This is a genomic window from Rhodococcus sp. WB9, assembly GCF_007558985.1.
GTDB classification, from domain to species: Bacteria; Actinomycetota; Actinomycetes; order Mycobacteriales; family Mycobacteriaceae; genus Rhodococcus_F; species Rhodococcus_F opacus.
On sequence record NZ_CP041769.1, the window covers coordinates 595,755 to 614,826 of the forward strand.

Here is a 19,072-nt window from a genome sequence, read left to right on the forward strand (position 1 = left end):
CGCTCTGACCAGCCGTTTTGCCTTTGTGGTGGAAAGGTGTGTAATCTTTCGCACCGGCGGTCCGAAGGGATCGGAACCACCCCAGGGAGGCGTGCCAGAGCGGCCGAATGGGACTCACTGCTAATGAGTTGTCCCTTTTACGAGGGACCGGAGGTTCAAATCCTCTCGCCTCCGCCACACCGGGCCCAGTCGGCCGGTGCAAGCTAGACAACTGAAGAACATGCGCCCGTAGCTCAACGGATAGAGCACTTGACTACGGATCAAGAGGTTAGGGGTTCGAATCCCTTCGGGCGCACAAAGAAACCCCGTCAACTGCAGTGATGCAGATGGCGGGGTTTCTCTTTGCCGGGCGCACTAGCAGCAGGACGTGCCCGCGGCGGCCTTCTCCCCGTCCGCGGCGGTGCCGCAGCAGGCGTCCCCCTCGGTGTCGGCGTCGAGGTGCCGGGGGCTCGACCCGAACGTGTCGGAGTCGGCGAGCACGGTGTAGACCTCCCACTTCTCGCCGGCGGGGCCGGTGACCCACACCTTGTCCTGGGTCGCGAAGCAACAGGTGGTGCCGATCTCCTCGTCGGTGAAGAGGCCTTCCCCGGTCAGCCGTGCGATCTCCTCGTGCACCCGGGCGCTCGATTCGACCTCGACGCCGAGGTGGTTGATGGTGCCGCCCTCGCCGGGATTCTCCAGCAGCACCAGCTTGAGGGGTGGCTGCGCGATGGCGAAGTTCGCGTAGCCCGGCTTCAGTTTCGCCGGTTGTGTACCGAACAGTTTCGAGTAGAACGTGACTGCTTCTTCCAGATTGTCGACATTGAGGGCGAGCTGGGCGCGGGACATGACAACCTCCACCTGTGGGACATATATCGAATTGCTTGCAATCACAGAATCCCACCTTTTTGACATATGTCAAGAAGGTGAGAGGATGGAGTCATGCCCAAGACGTTGCCGGTCGTAGATGTCTCCGCGCCGATCTGTTGCGAGCCCGTCTCGGCCGCCCCGATGACCGACGAGGCCGCTCTGCACCTCGCGCTACGCCTCAAGGCGCTGGCCGACCCGGTCCGCATCAAGCTGATGTCGATCCTGCTGACCGCGAGCGGCGGCGAGGTGTGCACGTGCGATCTCGCGACCGGCGTGGGCCTGTCCGAATCGACCGTCAGCCACCATCTCGGCCAGCTCAAGAAGGCGGGAATGGTCCAGCCCGTCCGCCGTGGCATGAACGTCTTCTACAGTGCGCGGCCGGACGCCCTCGACGCACTGCGGGCGGTCCTCGACCCCAACTGCTGCACCTGACGGCGATCGGAACGGGTCACGACGTTCGCGTGCTCGATTCGAGACCGATCGTGGTGGTGGTCGAACCGAGACCGATCCGTGGCCAGCCTGCGGTGACCGCGATGAATCCCGACGTGGGTATCGCGTCCAGCCAGTAATGCGGTTCGGTGCGGTACTCGGGTGGCCCGCTCCGGTACGGCTTCGACGCCGCCGCCGGATGGTAGGGGTCGGCCTCGCCTTCGATGTCGTCGACCCGCGCCCGCACCGACAGATAGGACCACCGCGTCGAGGGATCGTCCGGGTCGGACAGCGGGCGGGTCTCGAACTGCGCCAGCTCCGCAGGCCTGCCCGTCGCGGTCAGGGCCATCCGGAGGTGGAGGCCGTCCGGGAACGCCACGACCTCGAACAGTTCGAGCGTGAGGTGGTCTTCGGCCGTGAGGAGCAGGGGACCGTGCACCCGGTGTCCTCCGGTGGTGGGTGGTGCTACTGCCGGCCAACGCGGTCTGCGCATGACCCCTATGGTCCCACCGATCCGAATGCAGATGCAATGGTGGACAACGAAGTTCATGCCGTGTAGGGGCCGGTGCAGCCACAACCTCAGCGGGTGGGCGGGATGAACTCCGGCTGGTCGAGCAGTCGGAGCCAGGTTCCGTCCGGTTGCCTGCGGACGACCTGGGCCCGCGCGCCGGATCCGTCCGTGGGCGGGGTGGACGTGAGCGCGATGTCGTCACTGATCAGCGTGGGGAGCGGCGTCTCCGGTTCGAAGTGCGGCGCGTTCGCGAGCACCGATTCCCACAGCTTCTGGATGGCTGCCCGGCCGACCGTCCGGCTGCCGGGCGGATACGCCATGACGGCGTTCTCCTCGTACAGGGCGGCGACTCCGGCCGCGTCGCCGGCATTGCTGCGCTCGACGAACAGTCGGGTGAGATCTTCGGGGTTCAGGGCCTTCTCGTAGTCGGACACGGGACTCCTTTCGTGGGTGAACTTGCTGTCACATCTCAGAATGTTTGCCCCGCAACCGGAAGTCCAACAGATAGTTTTGCTGGATACTAGAATCTTTGCTTATGGAACTGAGGCAGCTGGAGTACTTCGTCGCGGTCGCCGAAGAAGCGAACTTCACCCGTGCCGCCGAACGCGTCCACATCAGCCAATCGGGGATCAGTGCGCAGATCCGGCAGCTCGAGCACGACCTCGGCGCCACGCTGATCGACCGGTCGAGCCGGACCGCGACGCTTACGTCCGCGGGGGAGGCAGCGCTCGTGCACGCCCGCGAGGCGCTCGCGTCGGCCGAGTCGATGCGACAGGCTGTGGACGACGTCAACCAGCTGATCCGGGGCCGGCTCGTCGTCGGGATGGTCACCGCCTGCACGGTGAAGCCGCTGTTCGACGCGCTGTCCGCGTTCCACGTCGCGCACCCGGGGATCGAGATCACGCTGACCGAGGACAGTTCCGACCGCCTCGTCGAACGGGTCCGTGCCGGTGCCATCGATCTCGCTCTCGTCGGCACCGCGACCGCCCCGCCGGAAGGCCTGGACGCCTTCCCGATCATCAGCGAGGGGCTGGTCGCGGCCGTGCCACCCGAACACCCCCTGGCCGGGCGTTCGCGCGTCACCCTGGCCGAACTCGGCGACCATGCGATCGTATGTATGCCGACCGGAACGGGGATCCGGACGGTCTTCGACCAGGCGTGTGCGGCCGCAGGCCTCCGCCCCGACATCGCCCTGCAGGCGAGTGCGCCCGACGCCGTCGCCGACCTCGCGATCCGCGGGCTGGGGGTCGCGATCCTCAGCGAGTCGATGGCGACGGACTACCGAGGACGGTTGACGGCGGTCGCACTGGACGACGTGGACATCCCGGCCGTGCTCGCGCTGGTCTGGAAAAGCCTCGCGGGTCCCGCGCTCCGCGAACTCGTCCTTCACACCCGCCGCTCCTTCGGTGAGCTGCAGACCGAACCGGCCACCGCGGTCGGCGGCTGAACCCTCACACCACCGCGGTCATCCCCCCGTCGATGAAGATCACCTGACCGTTGACATACCGAGATCCGTCCGACGCGCTCGGCCGACACCCCGTTGAGGACGATCGTGGCGCCCGCCTCGGCCAGGCCCCGCGCGAGGGCGTAGCCGATTCCCCGGCTCGAACCGGTGACCAGGGCGATGCGCCCGGACAGATCGAAGAGGTTCACAGCGCACGCACCGGGTTGGCCAGCGTGCCGATTCCGCCGAGCGTGATCTCGGCACGATCACCCGGTTTGACCGGGCCGAGCGTGAACGGGCAACCGGTGAGCACGACGTCTCCCGGACCGAGGGTCAGATACCGGGTGAGATGGACCAGTTGCTCGGACACGCCCCAGGCCAGCTGCCGGGTGGACGCCTCGGCCACCGTCACGCCGTTGACGTGCACGGCGATCGGCACGTCCCCGGGATCGAGATCCGTCTCGATCCACGGTCCCAGCGGGGTGAAACCGTCGCCATGTTTCGCCTGGGTGAGCTTGTCGTCCAACGCTGTCTGCTCCACCGCGGTGACGTCGTTGCCGATCGTGTATCCGAGGATCGCGGACGGCACGTCCTCGGGGCGAAGCCTGCGGCATGTGCGGCGGATGACGACGGCCAGCTCGCCCTCGACGTTCACCTGCCCGAGCCCTTCGTCGACCACGATCGGATCTTCAGGGCCGATCACCGTGCGCGTCGACTTCATGAACGCCTGCAACGGGAGGTCGCGATCTCCGGGTGCGCCGTTGTGGGCCATCCCGAGCAGGACCCGCGGTTCGGCGGGCGCGAGCAGGCGTGCGCCGTCGAGGTCGTGTGCGGGTCCGGTGAACGTCAGGGTATCCGCGTGCGGATCCGCCACCTCGTGCCAGCGACCGTCGCGCAGGCACACCGGCCGCGGTCCCGAGTCGGTGGCGATGCGGGCCAGTCTCATGCGTCGACCCGATCCTTCGACCCGGTGGGGACGGCATCCGGTCCGTGGGCCGGGTCGGCCATCGCGTCCCAGGCGAGCCCGAGGTTGCGGCCACGGGTTTCGGGTGTCACGAACGTCGTGGCGAACGTGATGACGCTGAGGACCAGAACGTAGATCGCGAGCGGCACCCACGAGTTGTTCAGCAGCGACAGAAGCAGTGCGCCGACGAAGGGCGCGATGCCGCCGGCGAGGATGGCGCTCGTCTCCCTGGCGACCGCGACGCCGATGTAGCGGTGGCGATTGCCGAACAACTCGGGCAGGGCCGCGCACTGCGCACCGAGCATCACGTTGACGCCGATCCCGTAGCTGACCGCGAGGGTCGCCACCACGAGAACCGGGTTGCCGAGTGAGAGCAGCCACCACGACGGGATCGCGAGGACGAGCTGCAGGGCCGCACCGAACCGGTACACCCGCATCCGGCCGAAGCGGTCCGACAGCGCGCCCGAGATCGGGATGACGAGCATGCCGATGGCGGCGCCGCAGGCGATGGCGAGCGGTCCGATCGACTTGCTGACACCCACCACCGTCGTCACGTAGCTGATGCCGAGGGTCTGGAAGATGTAAGAGCCGCCGTTCTCGGCCATCCGGAGGCCGATGCCGCGGAGCACGCTGGGCATCGAGCTGCCGATCAGCTCCCGGAACGGGCTCTCGCTGATCTGATCCTGCTTCTCCAGCTTGATGAACGTGGGGCTCTCCTGCATGCGGAGCCGGATGAACACGGCGACCGCGATGAGGAAGACAGACGCCAGGAACGGCACCCGCCACACCCAGTCGAGGAGGAGTTCACGGTCGATCTGGCCGAGGATCGCGAAGACCCCGGAGGCCATCAGGGTGCCCACCATGATCCCGACGAAGGGGAGTGCGGAGAAGAATCCGCGTCGCGGGGTGGGCGAATACTCCGCCATCAGTGTCGTGGCACCGGCCTGCTCGGCGCCGGCGCCGAAGCCCTGCAGCAGTCGTAGCGCGACCAGCATGATCGGGGCCCAGATGCCGACCTGTGCGCCGGTGGGCAGGACGCCGATCAGCGTGCTCGCGCCGCCCATGATCGCGATCGTGATCATCAGGACGGCCTTGCGTCCGAGGCGGTCCCCGAGGGCGCCGAAGAACAGGCCGCCGACCGGACGGGCGAGGAAGCCGACGGCGTATGTGCCGAAACTGGCCATCAGCGCGGCCGACGCACCCATGGCGGGGAAGAACAGCTCGCCGAATATCAGCGCCGACGCCAGGCCGTACAGGGCGAAGTCGTAGTACTCGAGCGCGCTGCCGATGGAACTGGCGAGCGTCGCGCGTTTGAGGTTCGCGGCGTACTCCGGGTCGTCGGAGGCGCGCACCGGTCGGGTGGGTTCACTGCTGCCTTCCGGCATCTGCGAGTCTGCGCCTACTTGAATCTTCGATTCTGGGGACATCTTCTGCTCCGTTGTGGGACGGGACCACGTCGAGCGCGGTCACAAACAGTTCGGTGTAGTGACCCAGGTCACTGGCGTGTCGAGGACGATACCGCGAAGACGACCATTTGTCATACATAACTGAAAGTGTTGACTGAATCACATGATTAGTGCACAGTTTTTGTTCTGAACATATGGTCAGAATCGGCCCGTATACGAAGGAATCTGCAGTGAGCGCACACGACTCGAAGCCACTCGACGGGCGACTCCGCGTCGTCGCCGCGACCCCCGTGAGCGAAGAGCTCATCAGTCTCGTCACCCGGGCGGAACCGCGCATCGACTTCATCCGCGAGCAGGATCTGCTGCCGCCCTCCCGATTCCCGGGTGATCACTCCGGCGATCCGTCATTCTCCCGGACCGCGGAGCAGCAGAAGGCCTTCGACGACCTGGTCGATTCGGCGCAGGCCCTGTACGGCGTGCCCGACGAGACTCCCGCGGCGCTGACCAGGACGGCGGGCGTCAACCCCGAACTCCGCTGGGTGCACACGATGCCCGCCGGCGGCGGGGCCCAGGTGAAGGCGGCCGGCCTCAGCGACGAGCAACTTGCCCGTATCGCATTCAGCACCTCCGCCGGTGTGCACGCGGAGCCGTTGGCCGAGTTCGCCGTCTTCGGCCTGCTGGCCGGTGCCAAGACCCTCCCGCGCCTCCTCGCCCAGCAGCGCGACAAGGTGTGGAGCGGCCGCTGGGCCATGGGGACCGTGTCCGGGCAGCGCATCGTCATCGTCGGGCTCGGCAGCATCGGCCGCGCGACGGCACTGAAACTGAAGGCCCTCGGCGCCACCGTCGTCGGAACGAGCAGGCGCGACACCGCGATCGAGGGAGTCGACGAGATCGTGCACCCCGACCGGCTGGCCGACGTGGTCGGGGACGCGGACGGCATCGTCGTGACGCTTCCCGGAACCAACGCCACCGAAGGTCTCGTCAGCGCAAAGGTATTCGGCGCGGTCAAACCCGGCGTGACGGTGGTGAGCGTGGGCCGGGGCACCGTCGTCGACGAGATCGCCATGACCGCGGCGATCGAGGACGGGCGGGTCGGATTCGCCGCGCTGGACGTGTTCGCGTCCGAGCCCCTGGCGTCGGACAGTCCGCTGTGGACTCACCCGAACGTGCTGGTCAGCCCGCACACCGCAGCGTTGAACCCTGCGGAAGATCGCCTCATCGCGGAACTGTTCGCGCGCAATGCCACCCGGTTCCTCGACGGGGAGGAGCTGATCAACCGCGTCGACATCGTCGAGTTCTACTGACGCTTCCGCCTGTTTGTCGGCGGCGCGCCGGCGGCGTTCATCCCTCACGGATGATGTCTCGTCGCCCGGGCTCTGTGAGGCTCGAACGCAGTGCTGGGTCCGGGTGTTCGAGAGACGGGGTGATGCATGCCTTCCGTGGGCGCCTCGCTGTTCTGGATCGTCGCATGTGCCGTGATCGCCCCACTGCTCGCCGGGTTGTTTCCCCGGAAGCTGGTGCCCGAGGTGGTACTTCTCCTCGTCGCCGGGATCGTCATCGGCCCGCACGTCTTCGACCTGGCCGTCGAGGGCAGCGAGATCGAGCTGCTGCGCGACCTGGGGCTGGGTCTGCTCTTCCTGCTGGCCGGGTACGAGATCGACACGGCCGAGATCACCGGTCGCGGCGGCAGGCGGGCCCTGCTGACGTGGCTGGTCTCGCTTGCCCTGGCGTTCGCGGTGGTGTCGCTGCTGAGCCTCGTCCATGTGGTCGACGCCGGAACCGCGGTGGCCATTGCCATGACGTCGACGGCGCTCGGCACGCTGCTCCCGATCCTCCGGGACGTGGGCGCACTCGACACCCGGCTGGGCAGGACGATCCTCAATCACGGCGCGTTCGGCGAACTCGGACCCGTCGTCGCCATGGCTGTTCTGCTCGGCTCCCGCGGGTCGGTGGCGTCCATCGTTGTCCTCGGACTGTTCACGGCCGCGGCGGTGCTGGTCGCATTCATACCGGACCGGGTGCGGCGGGAGGGCTCGCGGATCACCGCGATCATCCGGTCGGGTTCGGAGACGACATCGCAGACCACGGTCCGGCTGACCATGCTGCTTCTCGTCGCACTCACCGTGCTCGCGGCGTCGTTCGGTCTCGACACGATCCTCGGTGCCTTCGCGGCCGGGTTCATCCTGCGGCGGGCCACACCGGAAGGCGACGAAACACTCGAAACGAAGCTCGACGGCCTGGCGTTCGGGTTCCTGATCCCGATCTTCTTCGTGACGTCCGGCATGGCTATCGACGTCGCCGCGGTGGCGTCGGAACCTGGCGTCCTGATCGCGTTCGTCCTGCTGATCCTGCTGGTGCGGGCAGGCCCGGTCTACTTCGCCGGGAGATTCGACCGGGGCGCCGACGGCACGGATCCGCCCTTCACCGGCCGCGAACGCACCCAGCTGGCGCTGTACGCGGGAACGGGTCTGCCGCTGATCGTGGCCGTCACCGGAGTGGCCGTCGACTCCGGTGACATGACGTCCGCCAACGCCTCCGTGCTCGTCGCGGCAGGCGCGATCACCGTCCTCCTCTTCCCACTCACCGCGTCGCTGCTGGCGTCGGGCCCCGAACCGTCGGCCGACACGGCGAGCCCACGCGGCGACCAGAACCCCGGGAGCAGACAGTGACTCGAACCGAAACGACGCAGGCGCCGGCCCGAGCGACGCTGATCCTCGCGACTCTCATCCTCGTCGCCGCCGTCGCCAACCTGAACCTGTCCGTCGCGAACGTCGCACTGCCCGATATCGGCCGCGCCTTCGACGCGAGTCAGACGCAGCTGAACCTCGTCGCCGTCGCGTACTCCCTCGGGCTCGCCGCGTCGGTCCTGTATCTGGGGGCCCTCGGCGACCGCTACGGGCGCAAACAGATGCTGGTGCTCGGCATGGCGCTGTCGCTGCCGGCGTCGGCGATCGCGGGATTCGCCGGGAACTTCGAAATACTGTTTCTCGCACGCGTTCTCGGCGGGGTCTCCGCCGGGCTCGCGTTCCCCACCACCCTCGCGATCATCACCGCGCTGTGGTCGGGGCCGCCCCGGACCAAGGCGATCGCATTGTGGTCGGCCCTCGGTGGCGCGATCTCGTCGCTCGGGCCGATCGTGTCGGGCGCGCTGCTCGAGCACTTCCATTGGGGCTCGGTGTTCCTCGTGACCCTTCCGCTCGCCGGTCTCGCCCTCGTGGCCGCCATCCTGTGGGTGCCCGCCCACGTCAACGAGACGACCGATCCCGTCGACAATCTCGGTGGCATCATCTCCGTCGTCTTCATCGCCGCCCTCATCCTCGCGATCAATTTCGCGCCTGTGGAGGGTGCCGGGGCGCTCGCCCTCGGTCTCGGGTTGATCGCCCTCGCCGCGGGAGCCGCGTTCTTCCTGCAGCAACGGCGGGCGGCGCACCCACTGTTCGATCTGCACGTCGCCGCCCGCCCGACGTTCTGGGTGGCCGCCGTCGGCGGGGTGATCGTGTTCGGCGCGTTGATGGGTGCGATGTTCATCGGGCAGCAGTTCCTCCAGAACGTGCTCGGATACTCCACGCTCGCCGCCGGTTCCGCGATCATCCCGGCGGCGGTCGCGATGGTCCTCGTCGCACCCCGCTCCGCGAAACTCGTCGAATCGCACGGCGCCCGGTTCACGCTGCTGCTCGGCTACCTGTTCGTCGTCCTCGGACTGCTTGTCGCGCTGGTGTGGTGGGACGAGGACGCAACCTTCTGGTGGGTGGCCCTCGCGTACGCGTTCGTCGGCATCGGAGTCGGGTTCGCGGGCACCCCGGCGTCGCGGTCGCTCACCGGTTCGGTGCCGGTGTCGCGGGCGGGCATGGCGTCCGGCACATCCGACCTGCAACGCGACCTCGGCGGCGCGATCATGCAGTCGATCCTCGGGGCGGTGCTCACCGCCGGTTACGCGAAGTCGTTGTCGGCGACGATCGCCTCGTCGCCGGACTCGAGCCAGATCACCCCGGAAACCCAAGCGGCGCTCACGAAGTCGTACTCCAGCGCCGAAGTGCTCGCGGAACGCTATCCGCAGTACGCCGAGCAGATCATCGCCGCCGCCCGCAACGCCTTCCTGGACGGCGACGATCGCGCGTACCTCGCCGCGATCCTGGTGGTGTGCGCGGGGGCCGTGGTGGTGTTCCTCTTCTTCCCGCACCGGGAGAAGGAGAAGCTGCTGCTGGCCGAATACGCGACCGAGAGAGCGCAGTAGGGCGAATGTACCGCCGGTCGCCTCAGAAGCGCCGAAAGGTACATTCGCCCGGCGGTCGCGGAGTAAATTCCCGAGAGGGGCACCTCGACGACGGGACGCACGATGACAGCTCAGGTCGTGACCAGGACGAATCGGCGACGAGGCCTCGTGGCGGCCGCCGCGGCATTGCTGCTGGTAGTGCCTGCGGCGTGCTCCGAGGACTCGTCCTCCACGGGCACCTCCGCTACCTCCACGACGACGCAGACGGGATCACCGAACGCCGGGGCGGACGCGCAGATCGACCCCGGTGTCGCGGACCGACTCGACGAGGCGATCGAGAAGACGATGTCGATGGCGGCGATTCCCGGCGCGATAGTGGGAGTGTGGGGGCCCGACGGCAACTACGTGAAGGCGTTCGGTGTCGCCGACAAGACGACTGGCGCGCCGATGGAGACCGATTTCTACCACCGAATCGGCAGTGTGACAAAGACGTTCACGGTCACCGGTGTGCTGCAACTGGTCGACGAAGACAAGGTCGCGCTCGACGACCCGATCTCGAAGTACGTGGAGGGCGTGCCGCTGGGTGATCAGATCACGCTGCGCCAGCTCGCCCGGATGCAGAGCGGGCTGGCCAACTACTCGGCCAACGAGGACTTCCAGAAGGCGTTGCTCAGCGACCCGCAGGCGGCGTTCACCCCGCAACAACTGCTGGGTTACGCGTTCGCGCAGCCCGCGACGTTCCCGCCCGGGCAAGGATTCGAGTACTCCAACACGAACACGACCCTGCTGGGACTTGTCATCGAGAAGGTCAGCGGACTGCCGCTCCCGGAGTACGTGACGCAGAAGATCGTCCAGCCGCTGAAGATGGCGGGCACGAGCTTCCCCACCACCAACGCGTTCCCCGAACCGCACGCGCAGGGCTACACAGAGCAGACCTTGGACGACAAGGAAGCCGTGGCCACCAACTGGAATCCGTCCTGGGGATGGGCGGCGGGCGCGATGATCTCGACCCTCGACGACCTGCACATCTGGGCGCCGGCTCTCGCCACCGGTACCCTGCTGCAGCCGGCCACACAGGCGCAGCGGCTCGAGACGGTGAACGCACCGGGTCTGGCATCCGACGTGGGCTACGGCCTGGGCATCTTCGACGTCGCCGGCTGGATCGGGCACAACGGCAGCCTCCCCGGGTACCAGACTGTGTGCGTCTACCTGCCCGAGCAGGAAACCACCCTCGCGATCATGATCAACACCGACGTCCCCTATCAGGGCAGCGAACCCAGCACGGCGCTGGCGGGGGCCGTCACGGAGATCATCTCGCCGGAACACGTCTACAAGCTCAGCGCCGGAGTGCAGAATCCGGACGCGTCGTCCCCGGCCACGCCGACGCCCTCGGAGACCCCGGCGACGTCCTCGACGTCCGCCCCGCCGACCAGCTGACCCCATGTGAGTGGCACAGCGTGCGGGAGCACACTTCGCCACTCACATGCCCTCCCGCGGCGGTAGCGTGCAGCGCATGACGATTCTCGTGACGGGGGCAACCGGGAACATCGGCAGAATGCTCGTCGACCACCTGCTCGCGCGGGGTGCGACGGACGTCCGGGGCCTCACGAATCATCCTGACAAGGCGCAACTTCCGGACTCGGTCACCGTCGTCGAGGGATACCTCCGCAGACTCGCAAGCCTGCCCGCGGCGTTCGAGGGCGTCGATTCCCTGTACCTCGCACCGACTCCCGACACCGCCCCGGACGCGCTCGCCCTGGCGAAGCAGGCCGGAGTCCGGCACGTCGTCGACCTGTCCGGCCCCCACGACGGACACTGGGGTGACGTCGCACGGGCCGTCGAGGCGTCCGGCATCGAGTGGACGCACCTGTGGCCCGGCGAGTTCATGGAGAACGCGGGAATCCTGGCACCGCAGATCGCCGCGGGAGACACCGTGCGTGAGCCGTACCCGACGGCGGCGAACGCGCCGATCGCCATGAACGACATCGCCGAGGTCGCGGCCGTCGCTCTCCTCGAGGACGGGCACGTCGGCGCGTCGTACGAACTCACCGGTCCCGAGACGATCACCCGCGCCGACCTCGTCCGAGAACTCGGCGCCGCCCTCGGCCGGAACATCGAGTACCGGCAGGTGTCGCTGGACGAGGCCGTGGACGTCCTGACACCGGCGATGGGGGAGTACGCCCGCTGGTATCTGGAAGGGATGGCGAGTCTGGTCGACGCTCCCCAGGAGGCGAACCGGCTCGTCGAGCAACTCACCGGGCGCCCCGCGACCACCTTCGCGCAGTGGGCGTCGGCGCACGTCGACGAGTTCCGCTGAGTCCCACCGGCCGAGTCAGCGGGTCGGGGTGAGCGCGATGACGGGGATCGGCCGATCCGTCTTTTTCTGATAGTCGCTGTACCGGCCGTGGTTGATCTTGTTCATCGTCGCCCACATCCGGTCGTAATCCGGGTCGCCCGGCAGAACCTTCCGCGCCGCCACGGTGATGTGGTCGCGGCCCACCTGGATCTCGCAGGCCGGCGCGGCCAGCACGTTGTGCATCCACGCGGGCGACGTGGGCGCACCACCCTTCGACGCGACGACCAGAAAGCGTGCGCCGTCGCGGCCGTACGTCAACGCGGACGTGCGCGGCTGCCCGGACTTCCGGCCGACACTGTGCAGCAGCAGGGTCGGCATCCCGAACAGCAATCGGTGCCCCACCCATCCGCCGCTGCGTTCGTAGACGAACTGGTGCAGTTGAAGGGCTTTCACGAACAGGTCGGCCACGGCGTCCTCGTCTCGGCACTCTGGTCTCGGCACTCGGAACAGATCGTGCCCACACAGTAGACCGTCGTCAGGCCCGGCGAACCGCGTGCAGAACGGTGTCGTGAACGGTGACGGGCCGGCCCTCGGGGTCGCGCGCCTCACGCGAGGGCGCCGCCGACACCAGGATCTCCCACTCCGCGGCGTCCAGTACGGCAGGTCCAGTACGGCAGCGACCTGTTCCGGTGTGAACAGCATGTCGGGAACATTGGGCCGCCCGACGGACGTCTCCAGATCGGACGGGTGATGCCCGACGACGAGAAGCCGCCCACCTGGACGGACCGCTCCGGCCATCCGACGATGCAGGGCCTCGCGGGCAGGTCCCGGCAGATGCATGAAATGTGCCGACACCAGGTCGAATCGGCGGGCAGGCGGCTCCCACGACAGGATGTCGGCCTGCTCCCACTGTGGCCGCCGTTGCCAACGGCAACCGATTACGGGCTGGGGAACGTGTAGATGCGGCAACCGCTCATGTTCGCGGCCGACACGACCCCGTCGGCACGCGCAAAATCGCCCTTCGCGGAGAGGTTGTTGGCGAGGGCGGCCTGGTCGTCGCAGAAACTCTGGTCCGTCGGGTTGGCTGGGGGATTGCTGATGTAGGTGTCGCCTGGTGCAGCCACGGCAAACGGCACCGGACCGACGAGTGGGACGGCCGCTGCTGCAAGCGCAATGGAGGCCGCCGCGACGATTCGGCGGATCATCATGCTCCTCCGAAGGTGGTCCGAATGGTTACCGATGAGACCATCCTGCACCGATCCGCCGTCGGCGACCATACCCCTAGGGGTGGAAAATTCAACACCTCGACCTGCCGACGTCAGCGAAGCAGGGGTCACTCGTCGGCCAGAGCTTCCTGGACCCTGTTCGCGGCGACCACCGGATTCTCGTGCTCCCAGATCCGCACCACCGTCCACCCGGCGTCGGTCAGCCTCGTGTCGGTGTCACGATCGCGGGTGACGTTCCCGGCGAGCTTCTCGGCCCACCACTGCGCGTTGTTCTTCGGGAACGTGGCGTGCTGCGGGCAGCTGTGCCAGAAGCACCCGTCCACGTACACGGCCACCTTTCGTCGCGGAAACACCAGGTCGGCGCGCCGCCGGACGCCCTTCATCGGCGCCCGGTCCACGTAGTACCGGACCCCGCGCCGGTGCAGTTCCCGGCGCAGTGCGAGTTCGGGTGCGGTGTCGCGACGCCGCTGCGCTCGCATCCGGGCACTGGTCGCGGGATCGGTGGCGGGCATCGCGGGTCCGTCCGCTACGCGGCGGCCTCGGGGAAGCCGCCCATGCGGTCGAGGTGGCTCTCGACGTCGTCGATGAACCCGGGAACGAAACGCAGATTGCCCATCCGCGCCCGCTTCAGGAAGCCGGCGGTCGCGCGCGCCGACAGCAGCCGGGTGTCCTCCAGGAATCCGCTGAGATCCTCGTACGGCTCCTGCACCGGCCACGTCGAGGTGTGCACCCGGAAGGCCTGACGATTGCTGCCCCACGCCGCCACCGGCCACGCGTCGCCGGGCTTCATCGGCGTCTCGATGCCCCGCTCGTAGTCCGCCGGCTCGAGCAGACGCCGACCGACCCACGACGCCATCCGCACACTCACCGCGTTGCCGACGAGCTTCCACCGATGACTGTTCCGCAGCCCGGGGACCAGCGCGGCGGGCGCCGTCCAGTCGGGGTCGAAGCCCTGCAGGCGTTCGGCGTCCACGAGTCCGGGCGTCACGATCTCGCCCGACGGCAGTCGAACGGCGGGCGGGCTCGCGATACCGACGGACGAACCGCCCTTCAGTGTGGGGACCGCGTTGACCGCCCACCCGAGACCGCGGGTGCCCTCGGTCCAATAGAAACCACACGGGAAGTCGGCATGGTCGTCGACGGGGCGTTCTCCGGCGTCCTCACCGAACAGCACCGCGCGGGGGTCCTCGGTGCGCGAGGCGAGCATCAGGACCCGCTGACGGCGCTGGGGGAGCCCGAACGCGCGCGCATCGACCACCCGGTACGCCCACGTGTAGCCGAGGTCCTCGAGGGCGTCCGTGATATGCCTCATAGCCGCCCCGCGACCCAGTTGCAGCATGAACGGCACGTTCTCGATCAGGAGCCAGCGCGGACCCTTCTTCCGCTTCACCAAGCGGAACACCTCGTCGACGAGGCCGGAACGGGAACCCGTGATACCGGCGGTCCGGCCGGCCTGGGAGAGGTCCTGGCAAGGGAATCCCGCGGCGACGAGTTCGATGTCCTGGGGGAGGGAACGCAGCTTGGTGACGTCGGAATGCACAGGGACGTCGGTGAATCGGGTACGCAGAACCGCCTGGGCGCCCGGGTCGATCTCACAGAGCAGTTCGGTGTTCCAGCCGTGCTCTCTCAGACCCAACTCGAGCCCGCCGATACCGGCGAACAGGCCCACCATGCTCCCGGTTGACGTCACGGCACCCTTCCTCACGAACCAGTCACCCGAGAACGTTACTCGAGATCTGTGCCCGCTTTGACCAACGACCCGTGAGTACTTATCAACGGCGGGCGGTTAATAAGTACTCACGGGTGGCGAAGCCACATAGACTTCCTGTAGGTGGGAGCACAGGGAGGCGCCATGATCTCGGGTTTCCGGATCTCGGGTTTCCGGAACCGGCCGCACCTCCTGCGCGACGCCCAGGGCAGCGGCCTCGTCGAAGCGTTCGTCATCATCGGGATCGTCACGATCCTGCTCACCCGCGCCTACCTTCATCTCACCGGTTACCCGCAGGTCGGGGGTTCCTCGTTGCACATCGCGCACGTCCTGTGGGGCGGACTCGGCATGGTCGTGGCGCTGGTGACCGTGTTCTCGTTCCTGGGGATGAAACCGCGCGTCCTGGGCGTCGTGATCGGCGGCATCGGGTTCGGGTTGTTCCTCGACGAGATCGGCAAGTTCGTCACCAAGTCCAACGACTACTTCTATCGGCCGTCCGTCGCGATCATGTACGTGGTGATCGTCGTGTTGCTGCTGGTCAACCGGTCGCTGCACGACGTCCGGCCGCCGACCCCGACGGAGGACGTCGCCAACGCCGCCGCCATCGCCCTGGGCGGCCTGGACCGTGGGCTCGACCGCGCACGCCGGGAGCAGGCGCTGGCGCAGCTGCGCCGGGCGGCCGCCGCCGGCGCGGACGAGGCGACGCTGACGTCCGTCCGGGATCTGCTCACCCACTGCCCGGACCGGAACGGCCGGACCGTGCCCACGGCCCGGGAGCTGGCCCGCCGCGCGACCCCTGCCTTCGCGAAGGGTCCCGGGATGCTCTGGATGGCGGCCGTGCTCCTCACCCTGTTCTCCACCCTGGGACTGCTCAGTGCGGTGATCACGCTCGACGACGACCTCCGCGGCGACGAGGGAACGGACATCACGACGGTCGGCCAGCTCACCGGGTCCGCGATCGCGTTCGTCCTGTGCTGGTCGGCCATCGTGCGACTGCGGAACGGGAAGCTGTGGCCGTTGCAGTTCCTGCGGGCCGCGGCCCTGGTCACGGTGCTGCTCACCGAGGTGTTCGACTTCGTCGCCCAGGAGTTCGGGGCGCTGTTGAACGTGGCGGTCGGACTCGGCGCCCTCGTCGTCTTCTCGTCGCGCATCGCGGTCACGGAACGAGCCCGGGCACTGAGTCTCGACAACTCTGCTGCAACGAAACTCGGCCCGTTGCCACCCCGGGAGCCGTCGTCGCTTACCGTAGACAGGTGAGCATCCAAGCCTCCGGTGCCTCGACCTGGCCCGCAGTACTGACGTGGCGGGCGGACAACGCACCCCGAATGGAATCGGTGCGCGTCCAGCTCAATGGCGACCGCATCAAGGCAGCAGGACGGATCATCGGCGGCGAGTGCCCTGAGCATCCGGCGTTCAGCGCGTCCTACGACCTCGTCACGGACGAAAGCGGCGTCACCCGCCGGCTGTCACTGCGGACGTCCGTCGCGGCCGGTGAACGGCAGATGTCGATCAGCCGGGACGAAGAGGGCACGTGGATGGTGGAGCACGGCGCCAACCACCAGCGGTCCACGTTCGATGGCGCCCTCGACGTCGACATGGTGCTCAGCCCGTTCTTCAACGCCCTGCCCATCCGGCGGTACGGACTGCACCTCGGGTCCGAGGACGTCGAGGTACCCGTCGTCTACGTGAACCTTCTGGACCTGCGGGTCGAGGGCGCGATCCTCACCTACAGCAGCGGTCCGGACGGCATTCACGTGCTGTCGCCGGTGTCGAGTTCCTCGGTGACCGTCGACCGCGACGGGTTCATCATCGACTACCCGGGCCTGGCCGAACGGATTTAGGCGCTCCGCACCCGTGCGCCTTTTTGGTAGCTCCGGCAACCAGAACGGCTCACAGGCGGCGGAGCCGCCCTCCCCGCCGACCCGCATCACGCATGTCGTCGATCCAGCCTGCGCGGCCGGGAACGATGCCGGTGATCTCCCACGTCTCCTGGTTGTCGTATGTCAGGCGAGCGGTGTGGCCGGCCTCGACGAGTGTCGCCGCCGACGACTGGTCCGCCAGTTCGGTCCGCGCGTCCTGCAGCAGTACCAGCGCCTCGTCCAGGGCGATCAGCAGGGCGTCCCGGTTGCCCTCGCACATGGCCCGGACGAGGCCGGGCGCGCTGCCTGCCACGCGGGTGCCGTCGCGGAACGAGCCGGCCGCCAGGCCCAGGGCGAGCGGTCCGCCGCGAGCACCGGTGATCGCGAGGGTCTCGGCCAGTAGGTGCGGCAGGTGCGAGATGCGCGCGACCGCCCGGTCGTGTTCGGCGGACTCGGCGGGCACGACGACGGAACCGCAGTCCAACGCGAGTTGCGCGACCTGCGTCCAGATGGCGGGGTCGGCGCCGTCGTCGGTGCCGACCACCCACACGGCTTCCCGGAACAGGTCGGCGCTGCCGACGCTCCACCCGGACGCCGACGTTCCCGCCATGGGGTGCCCGCCCACGTAGCGGTCGGCGAGGCCCTGACGGGCTGCCGCCGCCGCGACCTCCGCCTTGACGCTGACTACGTCGGTGATCGAGCAGTTCGGTGCGTACAGGGCGATCGCGGTGAGGGTGGCGGCGACGGCGGGCACGGGGACCGCGATCACGATCAGCGCCGACGCGGCCGACGCACGCTGGAGCACCGCGACCAGGTCGGTGTCGGCGTCGAAGCCGTCCGCCCGGGCGGCGTCGACGGACGGCGCGGATCGGTTGTGACCCCACGCCTCGCGGCCCGCCCGGACCGCCGCACGCAGCAGTGAACCGCCGATCAAGCCCAGGCCGAGCACGCACACCGGAGGTGCGGAAGGGGTATCAGACACCCGAACAGGTTGGCACATTCGAGTGCGGACTTCATTTACCGGCACCCCGCGGGCTACCGTTGCGCTCATGGGTGCACAGCGCGCGGAAAACAACAGCGCCTCCTCGGATCGGGCAGAGGATCTGGAGGGCTTCGGTGTCGCGGTAGTACACGAGGACGGCCGGTGGAAGGTCAAGGCCCTCACTTCGGCTGCTCTGACCAGTCTCAGCGTCGCGGAGGAGGAGCTTCGGGCCCTTCGTAGCGCGGGCGCGTTCTTCGGTCTGCTGGACGTGGACGACGAATTCTTCGTCGTGCTCCGGCCTGCGCCGTCGGGAACGCGTCTGCTGCTGTCCGACGCCACCGCGGCCCTCGACTACGATATCGCCGCCGACGTCCTCGAGGCGCTCAACGTCGAGGTCCCGGACATCGACCCGGACGAACTCGACGACATCGAGCCGTGGGAGGAAGGCGACCTGTCGTTGCTCGCGGACCTCGGTCTGCCTGAACCCGTTCTGGCTGTCATCACGTCCGAGTCGGACCTGTATCCCGACGAGCAGCTCGGGATGATCGCGCAGCGGCTCGGGTTCACCACGGAGCTGGCCGGGGTTCTCGACAAGCTTCCCCGGTAGTTCCCGCGCCGTGACTCTTCAGGACGACGAGCGGATGATCCGCGCGGCGATCGAGGCGGCCCGGGCCGCCACCGACGCCGACGTGCCCGTGGGTGCGGTGGTGTTCGACGCCGACGGTGTCGAGGTGTCGCGGGCCGTGAACTCGCGGGAGGCGATGTCGGATCCGACGGCCCACGCGGAGATCATCGCGTTGCGGGCCGCTGCGCGGGTGTACGGCGACGGGTGGCGCCTCGAGGGGGCGACGCTCGCGGTGACGCTGGAGCCGTGCACGATGTGCGCGGGCGCGCTCGTGCTGGCCCGGATCTCCCGGGTGGTGTTCGGGGCGTGGGAGCCGAAGACCGGCGCCGTCGGCTCGTTGTGGGATGTGGTCCGCGACCGCCGCCTCACGCACCGCCCGCAGGTCAGGGGCGGTGTTCTCGAGGACGAATGCGCCGGCATCCTCGAAGACTTCTTCCGTGAACGGCGCTGACCGGTTTCAAACTCTTTCGTGGGGTACTCGACACACTGTGGCCGGGTCCGCATGACCCGTGCTTCTCTGGAGACAGGCGCTGACGAGGCGCCGCCGGACCCGTCCCCGG

Annotated in this window: 21 protein-coding genes, 2 tRNA genes and 1 pseudogene; 13 read left to right on the forward strand and 11 right to left on the reverse strand. The window is 68.2% G+C overall.

Features of this window, described 5'->3' with window-relative positions:
• Positions 1-85 precede the first annotated feature (85 nt).
• Positions 86-177 (forward strand) — tRNA-Ser (locus FND50_RS02885).
• A 45-nt stretch (positions 178-222) separates the two neighbouring features.
• Positions 223-295: transfer RNA gene (locus tag FND50_RS02890), tRNA-Arg, on the forward strand.
• Positions 296-354: 59 nt separating this feature from the next.
• Here the strand turns inward: FND50_RS02890 and FND50_RS02895 are convergent.
• Complete coding sequence (locus FND50_RS02895) at positions 355-828, reverse strand: ArsI/CadI family heavy metal resistance metalloenzyme (RefSeq protein ID WP_144284696.1); 474 nt, start codon at positions 826-828, stop codon at positions 355-357.
• A gap of 93 nt (positions 829-921) precedes the next feature.
• Here FND50_RS02895 and FND50_RS02900 point away from each other — a divergent pair, with 93 nt between their 5' ends.
• Positions 922-1,281, forward strand: a complete 360-nt coding sequence (locus FND50_RS02900) for an Rv2640c family ArsR-like transcriptional regulator (RefSeq protein ID WP_144284697.1) — start codon at positions 922-924, stop codon at positions 1,279-1,281.
• 16 nt (positions 1,282-1,297) lie between these two features.
• Here FND50_RS02900 and FND50_RS02905 read toward each other — a convergent pair whose 3' ends face one another.
• Both FND50_RS02905 and FND50_RS02910 read right to left on the reverse strand, forming a co-directional pair.
• On the reverse strand, positions 1,298-1,771 hold the full coding sequence (locus FND50_RS02905; RefSeq protein ID WP_186301225.1) for a hypothetical protein: 474 nt from the start codon (positions 1,769-1,771) through the stop codon (positions 1,298-1,300).
• 86 nt (positions 1,772-1,857) lie between these two features.
• Positions 1,858-2,223, reverse strand: a complete 366-nt coding sequence (locus FND50_RS02910) for a nuclear transport factor 2 family protein (protein ID WP_144284698.1) — start codon at positions 2,221-2,223, stop codon at positions 1,858-1,860.
• Positions 2,224-2,324: 101 nt separating this feature from the next.
• Between FND50_RS02910 and FND50_RS02915 the strand changes: the two genes are divergently transcribed.
• A complete protein-coding gene (locus tag FND50_RS02915; protein ID WP_144284699.1) occupies positions 2,325-3,236 on the forward strand; it encodes a LysR family transcriptional regulator in 912 nt (303 codons plus the stop codon).
• A gap of 65 nt (positions 3,237-3,301) precedes the next feature.
• Here FND50_RS02915 and FND50_RS02920 read toward each other — a convergent pair.
• The 3 genes and pseudogenes from FND50_RS02920 to FND50_RS02930 all read right to left on the reverse strand — a co-directional run.
• Positions 3,302-3,442: pseudogene (locus FND50_RS02920) on the reverse strand (SDR family NAD(P)-dependent oxidoreductase); the annotation flags it as partial.
• Entirely contained in the window at positions 3,439-4,179 is a 741-nt protein-coding gene (locus FND50_RS02925; RefSeq protein WP_144284700.1) for a fumarylacetoacetate hydrolase family protein, read from the reverse strand. The pseudogene FND50_RS02920 and the gene FND50_RS02925, both read right to left, overlap by 4 nt.
• Positions 4,176-5,624 (reverse strand): MFS transporter, encoded by a 1,449-nt coding sequence (locus FND50_RS02930; RefSeq protein WP_144284701.1) that lies wholly within the window; start codon positions 5,622-5,624, stop codon positions 4,176-4,178. Before FND50_RS02930 ends, FND50_RS02925 begins: the two co-directional genes overlap by 4 nt.
• 209 nt (positions 5,625-5,833) lie before the next feature.
• Between FND50_RS02930 and FND50_RS02935 the strand changes: the two genes are divergently transcribed.
• The 5 genes from FND50_RS02935 (at position 5,834) to FND50_RS02955 (ending at position 12,133) form a co-directional block, all read left to right on the forward strand.
• Positions 5,834-6,907: a D-2-hydroxyacid dehydrogenase gene (locus tag FND50_RS02935; RefSeq protein WP_144284702.1), complete on the forward strand. Its 1,074-nt coding sequence runs from the start codon at positions 5,834-5,836 to the stop codon at positions 6,905-6,907.
• 126 nt (positions 6,908-7,033) lie between these two features.
• Positions 7,034-8,272, forward strand: a complete 1,239-nt coding sequence (locus FND50_RS02940; RefSeq protein WP_144284703.1) for a cation:proton antiporter — start codon at positions 7,034-7,036, stop codon at positions 8,270-8,272.
• Positions 8,269-9,837, forward strand: coding sequence for an MFS transporter (locus tag FND50_RS02945; RefSeq protein WP_144284704.1), 1,569 nt, complete (start codon positions 8,269-8,271; stop codon positions 9,835-9,837). The genes FND50_RS02940 and FND50_RS02945 overlap by 4 nt, the downstream gene beginning before the upstream one ends.
• Positions 9,838-9,939: 102 nt before the next feature.
• Positions 9,940-11,253, forward strand: coding sequence for a serine hydrolase (locus FND50_RS02950; protein ID WP_037202823.1), 1,314 nt, complete (start codon positions 9,940-9,942; stop codon positions 11,251-11,253).
• A 76-nt stretch (positions 11,254-11,329) separates the two neighbouring features.
• On the forward strand, positions 11,330-12,133 hold the full coding sequence (locus tag FND50_RS02955) for an NAD(P)H-binding protein (RefSeq protein ID WP_144284705.1): 804 nt from the start codon (positions 11,330-11,332) through the stop codon (positions 12,131-12,133).
• Between the two features lie 15 nt (positions 12,134-12,148).
• Here FND50_RS02955 and FND50_RS02960 read toward each other — a convergent pair whose 3' ends face one another.
• The 4 genes from FND50_RS02960 to FND50_RS02975 form a co-directional block, all read right to left on the reverse strand.
• Entirely contained in the window at positions 12,149-12,580 is a 432-nt protein-coding gene (locus FND50_RS02960; RefSeq protein ID WP_144284706.1) for a nitroreductase family deazaflavin-dependent oxidoreductase, read from the reverse strand.
• A gap of 470 nt (positions 12,581-13,050) precedes the next feature.
• Positions 13,051-13,320 carry a hypothetical protein gene (locus tag FND50_RS02965; RefSeq protein ID WP_144284707.1) on the reverse strand — a complete coding sequence of 90 codons (270 nt, stop codon included), beginning with the start codon at positions 13,318-13,320 and terminating at the stop codon, positions 13,051-13,053.
• 125 nt (positions 13,321-13,445) lie between these two features.
• Entirely contained in the window at positions 13,446-13,850 is a 405-nt protein-coding gene (locus tag FND50_RS02970) for a very short patch repair endonuclease (RefSeq protein ID WP_005561220.1), read from the reverse strand.
• A 14-nt stretch (positions 13,851-13,864) separates the two neighbouring features.
• Positions 13,865-15,010, reverse strand: coding sequence for a DNA cytosine methyltransferase (locus FND50_RS02975; protein WP_005561219.1), 1,146 nt, complete (start codon positions 15,008-15,010; stop codon positions 13,865-13,867).
• A gap of 180 nt (positions 15,011-15,190) precedes the next feature.
• Between FND50_RS02975 and FND50_RS02980 the strand changes: the two genes are divergently transcribed.
• Both FND50_RS02980 and FND50_RS02985 read left to right on the forward strand, forming a co-directional pair.
• Entirely contained in the window at positions 15,191-16,303 is a 1,113-nt protein-coding gene (locus FND50_RS02980) for a hypothetical protein (protein WP_144288960.1), read from the forward strand.
• Positions 16,300-16,887, forward strand: a complete 588-nt coding sequence (locus FND50_RS02985; protein WP_005248751.1) for a putative glycolipid-binding domain-containing protein — start codon at positions 16,300-16,302, stop codon at positions 16,885-16,887. The genes FND50_RS02980 and FND50_RS02985 overlap by 4 nt, the downstream gene beginning before the upstream one ends.
• Positions 16,888-16,936: 49 nt before the next feature.
• On the opposite strand, the gene FND50_RS02990 is transcribed toward FND50_RS02985, so the two are convergent.
• On the reverse strand, positions 16,937-17,905 hold the full coding sequence (locus FND50_RS02990; protein WP_144284708.1) for a prephenate dehydrogenase: 969 nt from the start codon (positions 17,903-17,905) through the stop codon (positions 16,937-16,939).
• 49 nt (positions 17,906-17,954) lie between these two features.
• On the opposite strand from FND50_RS02990, the gene FND50_RS02995 reads away from it, so the two are divergent.
• On the forward strand, positions 17,955-18,494 hold the full coding sequence (locus tag FND50_RS02995) for a tRNA adenosine deaminase-associated protein (protein ID WP_144284709.1): 540 nt from the start codon (positions 17,955-17,957) through the stop codon (positions 18,492-18,494).
• Between the two features lie 10 nt (positions 18,495-18,504).
• Positions 18,505-18,963, forward strand: a complete 459-nt coding sequence (locus FND50_RS03000) for a nucleoside deaminase (RefSeq protein WP_005561213.1) — start codon at positions 18,505-18,507, stop codon at positions 18,961-18,963.
• Positions 18,964-19,072 lie beyond the last annotated feature (109 nt).